The 12,573-nt window shown below is 72.3% G+C and carries 11 protein-coding genes; all 11 read left to right on the forward strand.

All coding sequences use genetic code 11. From position 1 onward, the window contains the following. Positions 1-17: 17 nt before the first annotated feature. The 11 genes from murD to OG587_RS21810 all read left to right on the forward strand — a co-directional run bounded on the left by murD (position 18) and on the right by OG587_RS21810 (position 12,539). A complete protein-coding gene (gene murD, locus OG587_RS21760; RefSeq protein ID WP_329093088.1) occupies positions 18-1,421 on the forward strand; it encodes a UDP-N-acetylmuramoyl-L-alanine--D-glutamate ligase in 1,404 nt (467 codons plus the stop codon). After that, a complete protein-coding gene (gene ftsW, locus OG587_RS21765) occupies positions 1,418-2,725 on the forward strand; it encodes a putative lipid II flippase FtsW (RefSeq protein ID WP_329093090.1) in 1,308 nt (435 codons plus the stop codon). Before murD ends, ftsW begins: the two co-directional genes overlap by 4 nt. 14 nt (positions 2,726-2,739) lie before the next feature. After that, complete coding sequence (gene murG, locus OG587_RS21770; RefSeq protein ID WP_329093092.1) at positions 2,740-3,828, forward strand: undecaprenyldiphospho-muramoylpentapeptide beta-N-acetylglucosaminyltransferase; 1,089 nt, start codon at positions 2,740-2,742, stop codon at positions 3,826-3,828. A gap of 110 nt (positions 3,829-3,938) precedes the next feature. After that, positions 3,939-5,345 carry a UDP-N-acetylmuramate--L-alanine ligase gene (gene murC, locus OG587_RS21775; protein WP_329093094.1) on the forward strand — a complete coding sequence of 469 codons (1,407 nt, stop codon included), beginning with the start codon at positions 3,939-3,941 and terminating at the stop codon, positions 5,343-5,345. A 40-nt stretch (positions 5,346-5,385) separates the two neighbouring features. Then, complete coding sequence (locus tag OG587_RS21780; protein ID WP_329093095.1) at positions 5,386-6,054, forward strand: cell division protein FtsQ/DivIB; 669 nt, start codon at positions 5,386-5,388, stop codon at positions 6,052-6,054. Positions 6,055-6,279: 225 nt separating this feature from the next. After that, a complete protein-coding gene (gene ftsZ, locus OG587_RS21785) occupies positions 6,280-7,662 on the forward strand; it encodes a cell division protein FtsZ (RefSeq protein WP_329093097.1) in 1,383 nt (460 codons plus the stop codon). A 90-nt stretch (positions 7,663-7,752) separates the two neighbouring features. Then, complete coding sequence (locus OG587_RS21790; RefSeq protein WP_329093099.1) at positions 7,753-8,457, forward strand: YggS family pyridoxal phosphate-dependent enzyme; 705 nt, start codon at positions 7,753-7,755, stop codon at positions 8,455-8,457. Positions 8,458-8,577: 120 nt separating this feature from the next. Next, a complete protein-coding gene (locus tag OG587_RS21795) occupies positions 8,578-9,081 on the forward strand; it encodes a cell division protein SepF (RefSeq protein ID WP_329093101.1) in 504 nt (167 codons plus the stop codon). Positions 9,082-9,163: 82 nt separating this feature from the next. Further along, a complete protein-coding gene (locus OG587_RS21800; protein ID WP_030909817.1) occupies positions 9,164-9,451 on the forward strand; it encodes a YggT family protein in 288 nt (95 codons plus the stop codon). A gap of 49 nt (positions 9,452-9,500) precedes the next feature. Further along, positions 9,501-10,358 (forward strand): DivIVA domain-containing protein, encoded by an 858-nt coding sequence (locus OG587_RS21805; protein ID WP_329093103.1) that lies wholly within the window; start codon positions 9,501-9,503, stop codon positions 10,356-10,358. A 42-nt stretch (positions 10,359-10,400) separates the two neighbouring features. After that, positions 10,401-12,539 (forward strand): hypothetical protein, encoded by a 2,139-nt coding sequence (locus tag OG587_RS21810; protein ID WP_329093105.1) that lies wholly within the window; start codon positions 10,401-10,403, stop codon positions 12,537-12,539. Positions 12,540-12,573: the final 34 nt, after the last annotated feature.

Genomic DNA, 12,573 nt, shown 5'->3' on the forward strand with positions numbered 1-12,573 from the left:
GCGGCCGGGGAGGGCGCGTGATCTGCGTCGCGGGGCTGGGGGTCTCGGGCACGGCCGTCGCCCGCACGATGGCGGGGCGCGGTGAGAAGGTGGTCGTCCTGGAGGGCAGGGACGGCGAGCGGGCCAGGGCGATCGCCGGGGAGCTGGCCGCGCTCGGCGTCGAGGTCCGCTTCGGCGAGCCCGCCGAGCCTCCCGCGGGCACCTCCCTGATCGTCACCACCGGCTGGCCGCCGCACCACCCGCTGCTCGCCGCCGCGGCGGCGGCCGGGATCGAGGTGATCGGCGAGGTCGAGCTGGCCTGGCGGCTCCGCCCCGAGGGCGCCGCCCCCTGGCTGGCGCTGACCGGCACCAACGGCAAGACCACCGCGGTGCGTATGCTCACCTCGATGCTGCTGGCCGCCGGCCACCGGGCGCTCGCCGTCGGCAACGTCGGCACCCCGGTGGTGGAGGCCGTCACCGGACCCTGCGACGTGCTCGCGGTGGAGCTGTCCAGCTTCCAGCTGCACCGCTCGCCCAGCGTCGCCCCGTACGCGGCCGCGGTGCTCAACGTGGCGCCCGACCACCTCGACTGGCACGGCTCCATGGAGGAGTACGCCCGCGTCAAGGGGGAGATCTTCGCCAGGGCCGGGACGGTCGTGCACAACGCCGACGACGAGTGGGCGGTCCGCCTCGCCGCGCCGTACGAGAGCGCGGCCGGGCGCGGCGGCGCGGTGCGGAGCGTGGGCTTCACCCTCGGGACGCCCCGGCCCGGCCAGCTCGGCGTGGTCGAGGACCTGCTGGTGGACCGAGCGTTCGTGGCCGATCCCGCGAACAACGCCGAGGAGCTCGCCTCGCTCGCCGACGTCCGCCCGTTCGCGCCGCACAACGTGGCCAACGCGCTCGCCGCCGCGGCCCTGGCCAGGGCCTACGGGGTGCCCGCCGCCGCCGTCCGAGAGGGGCTGCTGGCCTTCGTGCCCGACCCGCACCGGATCGCGCACGTGGCCAGGGTCGCCGAGGTCGACTACGTGGACGACTCCAAGGCCACCAACCCGCACGCCGCCGCCGCCTCGCTGGCCGCCTACCCGTCGATCGTCTGGGTCGCCGGAGGACAGCTCAAGGGCGCCGACGTCGGCGAGCTGGTACGCCGCGCCGCGCCCCGCCTGCGCGGCGCGGTGCTCCTGGGCGCCGACCGCGAGCGAATTCGCGAGGCTCTGGCGCGACACGCCGGGAATGTTCCGGTGGTGGAGGTGGCGGGGCAAGACACTGGGGTCATGGACCGCGTCGTCACCGAAGCCGCCAGGCTCGCCGCCCCCGGAGACACCGTGCTGCTGGCCCCGGCCGGCGCCTCTCTGGACATGTTCGCCGGTTATCCCGCCCGAGGGGAGGCGTTCGCCCGGGCCGTGCACCGTCTCGCCGAGGGGCACGACGGGGGAGCGGCGTGAGCGCCACCACCCACGAGGGCGCGCCCGCCCTGAAGGGCGCGCCCGCGCGCCCGAGCGGCTTCCGCGAGCACCTGCTCGCCTTCCGCGAGCTGCTCAACCGGCCGCTGACCTCGTACTACCTGATCCTGGGATGCAGCGCGCTGCTGCTCACCCTCGGCCTGATGATGGTGCTGTCGGCCTCCAGCATCGAGGCGCTGGAGCTGAAGGACACACAGGGGAACCCGTTCTACTGGTTCTTCAAGCAGTCGATCTCGGCCGCGCTCGGCCTCCCGCTGATGTGGATCTGCGCGCAGCTGCCGCCGCGGTTCTTCAGGCTCGCCGGCCTCCCGCTGGTGGCGCTGTCCATCCTCGGGCTGGTGCTGGTGTTGTTCGTCGGCGAATCCCATCTCGGTGCCCAGCGCTGGATCGACCTCGGCCCCATTTACCTGCAGCCGTCCGAGCCCGCCAAGCTCGGGCTGATGCTCTGGGGCGCCGACCTGCTGGCCCGCAAGGCGCGCAACGGCCTGATCGAGTGGCGCAGCCTGTTCATCCCGCTGATGCCGGGCACCGCGATCCTGGCCGTCATGGTCATGCTGGGGCGAGACCTCGGCACCACGCTGATGCTGATGCTGATCTTCCTGGCGCTGCTGTGGGTGGTGGGGGCGCCGCTGAAGCTGTTCGGCGGGATCTTCTCGGTGGCGGTGCTCTCGACCATCGTCATGATCAGCACCGAGGGCTACCGCTCGGCTCGGATCGCGGGCTGGCTCAACCCGTGGGGCAACGCCCAGGGGTCGGGTTTCCAGGCCGTGCAGGGGCAGATCGCGATGGGCAGCGGCGGCTGGTTCGGGCTGGGCCTGGGCTCAAGCAGGCAGAAGTGGGGCTGGATCCCGCACGCCGAGAGCGACTTCATCTTCTCCATCCTCGGCGAGGAGCTCGGCCTGATGGGCACGCTCGTCGTGGTGGCCCTGTTCGGGCTGCTGGGCTACGCGGGGCTGCGGGTGGCCACCCGGGTCAAGGACCCGTTCGTCAGGCTCGCCTCCGCCGCCGCGGTCGCCTGGATCGTGGGCCAGGCGATCGTCAACATCGGCGCGGTCATCGGCGTGCTGCCCATCACCGGCATCCCGTTGCCGCTGGTCTCCTACGGCGGATCGGCCCTGCTGCCCACCCTCGCCGCCCTCGGCATGCTCCTGTCGTTCGCCAAGCACGAGCCCGGCGCCCGCGAGGCTCTCGCGGCCCATGGCCCCGGACCGGTGGCGCGGGGCCTAAGCTGGCTTGGCCTGGGTGGTCCGGCCGGAAAACGACGGCCGGGCCGCGGAAGACGATAAGCGAAAGGACCGACATGAGGGTGGTCCTCGCCGGCGGCGGGACGGCCGGTCATATCGAACCGGCGCTCGCTCTGGCCGACGCGTTGCGCCAACTCGACCCGAACATCGGGATCACCTGCCTCGGTACGGAACGCGGCCTGGAGACCAGGCTGGTGCCCGCCCGGGGATACGAGCTGCAGCTGGTGCCCGCGGTGCCGCTGCCCCGGGCCCTGACGCCCCAGCTCCTGAGCGTGCCCGGCCGTCTGGCGGGCGCCATCAACGCGGCCGCCGGCGTCATGGACCGCGTCCAGGCCGACGTCCTGGTCGGCTTCGGCGGTTACGTGGCGACCCCCGCCTACCTGGCGGCGCGGCGGCGCAACGTGCCGATCGTGGTCCACGAGGCCAATCCGCGCCCCGGCCTGGCCAACCGGCTGGGCGCGCGCCTCACCGAGCACGTGTTCACCGGCCACCCGGACACCCCGCTGAACCGCGCCGAGCACATCGGGATCCCCCTCCGCCGCGAGATCGTCAACCTGGACCGGCTGTCCATGGGCGACAAGGCCAGATCCTGGTTCGGCCTGGAGGCCGACCTGCCCACGCTGCTGGTCACCGGCGGCTCCCAGGGGGCCCGCTCGCTCAACCAGGCGGCCCTGGCCGCCGCCCCCGCGCTGCGCAGGGCCGGGGTGCAGGTGCTGCACGTCATCGGCCCGAAGAACACCCTGGAGGAGGAGCCGCCGCCGGGCGACCCGCAGTACGTCGTGCTGCAGTACGTCGACCGGATGGACCTGGCATACGCGGCGGCCGACTTCGCCCTGTGCCGCAGCGGCGCGATGACCTGCGCCGAGCTGACGGCCGTGGGCCTGCCGGCCGCGTACATCCCGCTGCCGCACGGCAACGGCGAGCAGCGGCTCAACGCCACCCCGATCGTGCAGGGCGGCGGCGGTCTGATGATCGACGACGCGGAGCTGTCGGCGGAGTGGATCATCCAGAGCGTGCTGCCCATCCTGTCCGACCCCGAGCGCGTGGTGACCATGTCCGAGGCGGCCTCCCGGATGGGCAGGAAGGACGCCGACGTGACGCTGGCGCGCAGGGTGCTGCGGATCGCGGCGCAGGGGAGGGGCTGAATGGGCGCGAAGGGGATCCGGGACGGTGAGCGCGAGGCCGCGGAAGACGGACGACGGCCGGACGCGGCGCGAACGCGCACGCGCGGCGAACGAGGAGGGGTGAGCGGCCGATGAGCCTGGTCAAGCTGGTGGATCCGGTCGCGGCCGGCGACCTGGGACGGGTCCATTTCATCGGGATCGGCGGTTCCGGGATGTCCGGGATCGCGCGCATCCTGCTCAAGCGGGGAGTGCCGGTCTCCGGCAGCGACGCGCGGGGCTCGGACATGGTGACGGAGCTGCGGGATCTGGGGGCCAGGGTCCACCTCGGCCACGCCGCCTCGCACATCAAGCACATCGACACCGTCGTGGTCTCCACCGCGATCCGCGACTCCAACCCCGAGCTGGGCGAGGCGCTCCGCCAGGGCCTGCGGGTCATCCCCAGGGCCGCGGCGCTCGCCTCCGTCATGGCGGGCAAGACCGGCGTCGCGCTGGCCGGCACCCACGGCAAGACCACCACGACCTCGATGCTCACCGTGGCGCTGCAGAAGTGCGGCGCCGACCCCTCGTACTGCGTGGGCGGGCAGCTGGTGACGACGGGCCTGGGCGCCGACGAGGGCTCGGGCGATGTCTTCGTCGCCGAGGCCGACGAGAGCGACGGCTCCTTTTTGATGCTGGCCCCCGACATCGCCGTGGTGACCAACGTCGAGCCCGACCACCTGGACAACTACGGCGACCCGCGCGCGGTCCACGACAGCTTCGCCCGGTTCGTCGAGCGCATCACCCATACCATGGTCGTCTGCGCCGACGACCCCGGCTCCGCCGCGCTGATCCCGATCGCCCGCGCCCGCGGCCTGAAGGTGATCACGTACGGTGAGTCGGAGGACGCCGACCTGCGGGTGAGCGGGATCGTCCCCGAGGGGCTGGGCATCACCTTCACGGTCGTGGGGCGCGGGGAGGTCAGGCTCGCGGTGCCCGGCCGCCACAACGCGCTCAACGCCGCCTCCGCCATCGCCGTGGCGGGAGAGCTCGGTGTCTCCTTCGACGAGATCCGCGACGGCCTGGCGGCCTTCACCGGTGCCAAGCGCCGCTTCGAGGCCAAGGGCGAGGCCGGCGGGGTGGCGGTCTTCGACAGCTACGCCCACCACCCGACCGAGCTCGCCGCCGACCTGCGCGCGGCGCGGGACGTGGTGGCGTCCTTCTCCGGCGACGGCAGGGTCATCGCGGTCTTCCAGCCGCACCTGTACTCACGCACGAGGTTCTTCGCCGACGAGTTCGGCGCCGCGCTCGGGCTGGCCGACGAGGCCGTCGTCCTGGACGTCTACGGAGCCCGCGAGGACCCCGAGCCCGGCGTGTCGGGGGCGCTGGTGGCGGGAAAGGTGCCGCTGCCCGCGGAGCGGGTCGCCTACGTCCCCCACCGTGACAGCGTGCCCGCCCTGGTGGCGGACCGTGCCAGGCCCGGTGACATCGTCCTGACCATGGGGGCGGGCGACGTGACGGAGCTGGGCCCCAGGATCGTGGCGGAGCTGGCCGCGCGGTGACCCACGCCAGCGGGCGCGGGTCGCCGGAGGGGGAGTGGCGATGAACGGGGTGTGGCGGTCGGCCTTCCTGGCCCTGCTCACCGTGGGGGTGGTGGGCATCGCCGCGTGGCTGGTGTTCTTCTCCCCGGTGCTCGGGGTGCGGGACATCCAGGTGGTGGGCAACGCGGGCCTGTCCGCCGAGCAGATCCGGCGGGCGGCGGAGGTGGCCGCGGACAAGCCCCTCGCCACCGTCGACGTGGCCGAGGTCGAGGGCAGGATCGGCAAAATCCCGCAGGTCGAGTCGGTGACGGTGAGCCGCGCCTGGCCGGGCACCCTGCGCGTCGAGGTCGTGGAGCGCGAGCCGGTGGCGGTGGTGCCGGTCGGTGACAGGTCCGCGCTGATGGACCGCCACGGGATGGTCACCGAGCTCAGGGACGTCGCGCCCCCGGCGCTGCCCGTGCTACGGGTGTCCCGGCCAGGCCCGGCGGATCCGGCGACCGCGGCGGCGCTCACCGTCATCACCGCGCTGCCGGAGAATCTCGCCCGCCGGGTCGCGGAGGTGCTCGCGCCGTCGGCGGAGACGGTCTCGCTGCGCCTCAAGGACGGCCGCGCGATCGTGTGGGGCGGCGGTGACCGGCCCGCCGACAAGGCGCGGATCCTTGTTACGCTGCTCAAGCGTCCGGCCGACACCTATGACGTCAGTTCGCCTGACGTCGTGACGGTTAAGTGATCTCATCGGATGGCGGGCGTTCCCGGAAAAGGACGGCCCGCGACACGCTGGACGCGCTTGCGGCGCGGTTAGTTGACCCGCCAGGAGCGTAACTCCTACTGTCCGTATCACTCCTCAGGTTGACATAAAGCTAAATCTCAACTTGAGGGTGAGGGTTTTGGAAACGACGGCACGGGCCCCGTGCCGCATGAAATTGCAAGTCAACGAGCGGAAAGGCCCCTCGTCGTGGCAGCACCGCAGAACTACCTCGCGGTCATCAAGGTTGTAGGAATCGGCGGAGGCGGAGTCAACGCCGTCAACCGGATGATCGAGGAGGGACTCAAGGGCGTCGAGTTCATCGCCATCAATACCGACGCCCAGGCGCTGCTGATGAGTGACGCCGACGTCAAGCTCGACGTCGGGCGCGAACTCACCCGTGGCCTTGGCGCGGGAGCCAACCCCGAAGTCGGGCGCAAGGCGGCCGAGGATCACCGTGAGGAGATCGAAGAGGTCCTCAAGGGGGCCGACATGGTTTTCGTCACGGCGGGTGAGGGCGGTGGCACGGGCACCGGCGGCGCCCCGGTGGTGGCCAACATCGCCCGTACGCTGGGCGCGCTGACCATCGGTGTCGTGACCCGGCCCTTCAGCTTCGAGGGACGGCGCAGGGCGATGCAGGCCGACGCCGGCATCGAGACCCTCCGCGAGGAGGTCGACACCCTCATCGTGATCCCGAACGACCGGCTGCTGTCGATCTCCGACCGGCAGGTGAGCGTGCTGGACGCCTTCAAGGCGGCCGACCAGGTGCTGCTCTCCGGTGTCCAGGGCATCACCGACCTGATAACCACACCCGGCCTGATCAACCTCGACTTCGCCGACGTGAAGTCGGTCATGTCCGGGGCGGGCTCCGCCCTGATGGGCATCGGTCACGCCCGCGGCGACGACCGCTCGGTCGCGGCGGCCGAGATGGCCGTCTCCAGCCCGCTGCTGGAGGCCAGCATCGACGGCGCGCACGGCGTGCTGCTGTCGATCGCCGGTGGCTCCGACCTCGGCCTGTTCGAGATCAACGAGGCGGCCCAGCTCGTCTCCACCGCCGCCGCGCCGGACGCCAACATCATCTTCGGTACGGTCATCGACGACGCCCTCGGCGACGAGGTGCGTGTCACGGTGATCGCGGCCGGGTTCGACGAGCCCGCTCCCGAGCCCAAGCCGCTCCCGCAGCCGGCCGCCCGCCCGCAGTCCGTCTCGCGCCCGGCCCCGCCCTCGGCGGCGCCGCAGCAGGTCCGCCCGCTGGCGCCCACGGTCAAGGCCGAGCCCCGCCCCGAGCCCAGGGTGGAGCACGCGCCGCCCCCGCCGATGCGGCCGGTCGCCACCCCGCAGCCGGCGCAGGCGGAGCCCGCACCCCAGCCGCAGCAGATCTACCCGGTCCATCAGCCGCAGTCCTCTGCGGAGCAGGCCGAGCCGCACCGCGTGGAGGAGCCGCACTCCCCGCCGTTGTCGATCCCGCGGCCGGCTCCCGAGCCCTCGCAGCCGACACCGATCTCCGCCAGGGCCGCCGATCCCGCCCGGCGCCGGCCGGTGATCTTCGAGGAGCAGGAAGAGGAGCTGGACGTCCCCGACTTCCTGAAGTGACATCTCTCACGGTGGGGGCGGCGACGGACCGCCCGGCCGTGCCGGGAAGAATGGGCTCCGCCGGTTTGCCAGTGTCCGAGCGGCGGAGATGTGACGGAAACAACACGACGTGATGAGATCGCGGCCGGGCTGGCCCGGGTCGAGGCGGAGATCGCCCAGGCCTGCCGGGCCGCCGGCCGTCACCGCGAGGAGCTGACGCTCATCGCGGTGAGCAAGACCTACCCCGCCTCCGACGTACGGCTCCTGGCCGAACTCGGGATCACCGACGTCGGTGAGAACCGCGACCAGGAGGCCTCGGTCAAGGCGCGAGAGTGCGCCGGTCTCGGCCTCCGCTGGCACTTCGTCGGCCAGTTGCAGACCAACAAGGTCCGCTCGGTGGTCGGGTACGCGGACGTCGTCCACTCGGTCGACCGCACGCGCCTGGTCACCGCGCTCAGCCGGGAGGCGCTCGGAGCGGGACGCCCGGTCACCTGCCTGGTGCAGGTCGCGCTCGACGGCGATCTCGCGCGGGGCGGCGCGCGACCGGAGGAGGTGGAGGCCCTGGCCGACGCCGTCGCCGGAGCCGAGGGGCTTGAGCTGGGCGGGGTGATGGCGGTCGCGCCACTGGAGGAGGAACCGGGCGGGGCGTTCGCGAGGCTGAGGGAGATCGCGCGGTCCGTCCAGCGGGCCCACCCGGGCGCCGATGTCATCTCGGCGGGAATGAGTGGGGACATATCCCAGGCTATCGCCAACGGCGCGACACACCTGCGTGTTGGTACGGCGTTGCTCGGTCGCAGGAAGCCCTTCGTCAGGTAATGTCCCTTCAAGTGGGCCTTGGCGTCCGCGTATCCGAGCAGCGGTCGAACGGTGGTGAGCTCAGGGCGGTCGGGCTGGCCCCTGGGGCACATCTGAAGCAAGACGGAGGAAGAAGTAGCGATGGCCGGCGCGATGCGCAAGATGGCGGTCTACCTCGGTCTTGTTGAGGACGACCGCTATGAGAGATACGACAGCTACCCCGACGACGAGTACGAGGAATTCGACGACGCGCGCCGCGAGGGCGACGAACGTCCTGGCACGGTCCACGACCTCCAGGATGACACCGACCCCGGCGTCCCCGCTCCGAGGCCCGCGACGGCCCTTCTGGAGCGCCGCACGACCGATCTGGCGCGCATCACCACCCTTCACCCTCGTACGTACAACGAGGCGCGGACCATCGGCGAGCACTTCCGCGACGGTACCCCGGTCATCATGAACCTGACCGAGATGGTTGACAGCGACGCCAAGCGACTCGTTGATTTCGCGGCAGGTCTGGTCTTTGGCCTACACGGCAGCATCGAACGTGTTACCAACAAGGTGTTCCTGTTGTCCCCAGCCAATGTCGAGGTGACCGCCGAGGACAAGGCCCGAATCGCGGAACGCGGATTCTTCAACCAGAGCTAGAGTTCCACCATGAACAGTGACCGGCCCGACAGGTCCCGACGGGACAGAGGACGGCAGAGCGGAGTGGAGGCGGGCACGGACCGTGGGGATCGTTAGCGGGATCTTGGTCTTCGTCCTGTCCATCTACCTCGTCCTGCTGATCGGCAGAATGATCTTCGAGACGGTGCAGGCGTTCGCACGTCAGTGGCGCCCCACCGGCATCGTCCTGGTGCTGGCGGAAGCCGTATACACGGTGACCGACCCACCTCTCAAGTTCCTCCGCCGTTTCATTCCACCACTCCGGTTGGGTACGGTGGCCTTTGACCTAAGCTTCACAGTGCTGTTCATTGTGGTCTTGGTCTTGATCCAACTCGTGTCCGCGCTTCGTTGATCGGGTACCGTCCCCCCGGACAGACTCCAAGCGCGCCAAGGAGACCGAAATGCCGCTGACACCCGCCGATGTGCGGAACAAGCAATTTAGTACGACCCGACTCAGGCCGGGTTACGACGAGGAAGAGGTAGACGCCTTCCTCGATGAGGTCGAGTCCGAGTTGGACCGTCTCATTCAGGAGAACGAGGAGCTCCGCGCCAAGCTGGCGGAGTGCCTGCGGGGCAAGGTCCCCGGCGGTATGGGCATGGCCATGGCGCCCGCCCCCATCGCCGAGCCCAAGCCCGAGATGATGATGCAGCAGCCGGAGCCCATGCGTGCTCCCGAGCCGGTGCAGCATCAGCAGCCCGTTCCCGTCGGAATGGGAATGCCTCCGGCCGAGGACAACATGGACACCGCGGCCCGCGTCCTCGCCCTCGCCCAGCAGACCGCCGACCAGGCCATCGCCGACGCCCGCCGTGAGGCGGACGAGACGGTGACCCGGGCGCGCCGCGAGGCCGACGACATTCTCGGCAAGGCACGTCGCCAGGCCGAGCAGGTCATCGGTGACGCGCGCGCGCGAGCGGAGACGCTGGAGCGCGACGCGCAGGAGCGGCACCGTCAGGCCATGGGCTCCCTGGTGCAGACCCGCGACGAGCTGGAGCGCAAGGTCGAGGAGCTCCGCAGCTTCGAGCGCGAGTACCGCAGCCGCCTGAAGCTGTACCTGGAGAATCAGCTCGCCGAGCTGAACGTGGCTGCCGAGGGCAGCGGCGGATTCCCGATCGTGAGCGGGCCCCCGGCCATGTCCCACGCGGTGCCTCAGGGCGGTCAGCCGACCCTCCAGAGCGCGCCCAACCCGTTCGGCGGCGATCCCTCGCAGCATTCTGGCGCCTTCCAGGGCGTTGACGGTCCTCACAACGACCGCCGCTAAGGTGTCGGGTCATCCTGTTGACCCGCATCCGGGAGTCTCTCTGTGATCCTTATCAGCGCCGGTTTGGTACTCACGGCCATCGTCCTGCTCATCGCGGGGTTCGTGCTGGCCAAGCCATTCCTGGTCATGTGGTCGATCGCGGTCAGCGTGCTGTCCGCAGTCTTCCTGGTGATCGGGGCGTTGTTGCGCCGCCACGAGTTGTTCCCCGGCGGGGACGCCGGGGCCTCTCAGCCCCTTCCCCCGAAGGGACCGATGCCGGCCGGGCCACTGCCCGCGCCGCACGGTGTGCCGAACCAGCCTTCCGCGCCACAGCAGATGATGGTGCGGCACGGGATGCCGCAGGCGCCCGCCGCCCCGACCCAGCCGCGACGCGGCCCGGTGGCCGGGCCGGCCACCGCCGCCGCGGCGAGGCGGGGCGCCCTGGACCCCGGGGCGATCGTGCTGGTCATCCCCGGCCGCAAGCGCTATCACGTCGCGGGATGCCGCCAGCTGGCCGGCAGAGATCATGAGGAGCTCACCCACGAGGAGGCGCTGGAGGAGGGCTTCACGCCCTGCACCACGTGCCTGCCCGCCGGCTCCACCTCCGGGCCCCAGTCGCGGGAGACCCCGCCCGGGGTGCGGAAGCCCGACGAGTCCCTGACCGTCTCCCGGGAGTCCGGCCCCCTGGCCGGTGCTCACGAGCCGGGAGCACACGAGGCCACCGCCCGCTTCACCTCCCCGTACCGGCCCGTGCAGCCCGCGGCCCCGTCCGGCGGGCAGCAGGCCCCCGGAGCGCGGCCCGAGCCCCAGCGGCCCGACCCTCAGAGGTCCGAGGCCCAGCGGCCCGAATCTCAGAGATCCGAACCTCAGCGGCCCGAATCCCGGCGGCCCGGGGCCGAGAGCCCGCAGGCCCGGTTCGAGACCTCGCAGACCAGGGCTGAGTCCCCGGCGTCCCCAGTGCCCCCGGTATCCCCGGCACCCCCGGCGCCTCCGGTGGCCAGGCGCGACGTCGCACCCGCCAGGCCGGAAACCTCCGCGGAGCGGCGCGAGAGCACCACGTCCCGCGAGGAGGCCCGGCGCTCCCCGCAGGAGCCCGTCGTCCCGGTCGCCCGGCCCTACGTCAAGCCTCCCGAGCCGCAGGCGCGGCCCCAGGAGCCCGCGAGTCCCCCGGCCCGCCCGGCGGAGCAGCCGACCCGTCCGGCGATCCGGCTGCCGAAGATCCCCGAGATCCCGCACGCCGCGTCCGAGGCCACCAGCTGGTTCAACCGCGACGCGGCCGCGCGGACGTCCGGACAGGAGAGTCCGGAGGCCTCCACCGGGTCCGCGGACACCTCCGCCAGGCCCGATTCCGCGAAGGCCGGGCCCAAGACCGGCAGACCCGCAGGGACCGGGTCCACCGCCTCGGGCTCCCCAGGCTCCTCAGGGACGTCCGCCACGACCGCCTCCGCGAGCCGGGCCGAGGCGCCCGAGCCCGACGAGCCGGACACCCCCGTGGTCGCGCCCGCGAAGTCCGGGTCCACCGGACCCGGGCAGGCCGAGGCCGAGGCCGAGCCCACCAGGCTCGCCAATCCCAAGCCGGCGAAGGCCGAGCCCGTGAAGCAGGCCAGGGGCGGGTCCGCGAAGGCCGAGCCCGCCGAAGGGAAGGCCGGCGCCGGGGCCGTCTCCGGCGCGAAGGCCTCCCCCGAGGGAGCGGAAACCGCGACCGCCGGGCGGGACGCCTCCCCGGAGCCCTCGGGTTCCGCCGGGCGGGCGACCCCCGCCGAGGGCGGTGCCCCCGAACCGGTGGAGCCGGCCGAGACCGCGTCCGGGCGCGCCGGGCGGCAGGTGGCGGCCGACTCCACCTCCGCGAAACCCGCCCCGGCACCCGAGGCGGCCTCTACCGGCGCGACGTCCGAAGCCGCCGAGGCCGGGGGGTCCGCCCCCTCCCGCGATGACCGTGACGCCGATGACCGCGGCGACGACACCTCCCCCGGCGGCATCCCCGCCATCAAGGACCGGCCGCGTCCCGCCGCCCAGGAGCGCGGGGCGGACGGCGAGACGGTCACGGTCATCGTCGGCACCCGCCGCTTCCACGACTCCGACTGTCCTCTCGTCAAGGGCGCCAGCGTGGGCGGCAGCGGCATCGAGACCATGTCCCGGGCCGAGGCCGAGCAGGCCGGTCTGAGCAACTGCCCGATCTGCAGGCTCGACCGCCGGACGTGAGCCGACCGGGCACCGGACCGGTCGCCTCCGGGCT

The organism is Streptosporangium sp. NBC_01469, from assembly GCF_036227305.1.
GTDB lineage: Bacteria > Actinomycetota > Actinomycetes > Streptosporangiales > Streptosporangiaceae > Streptosporangium.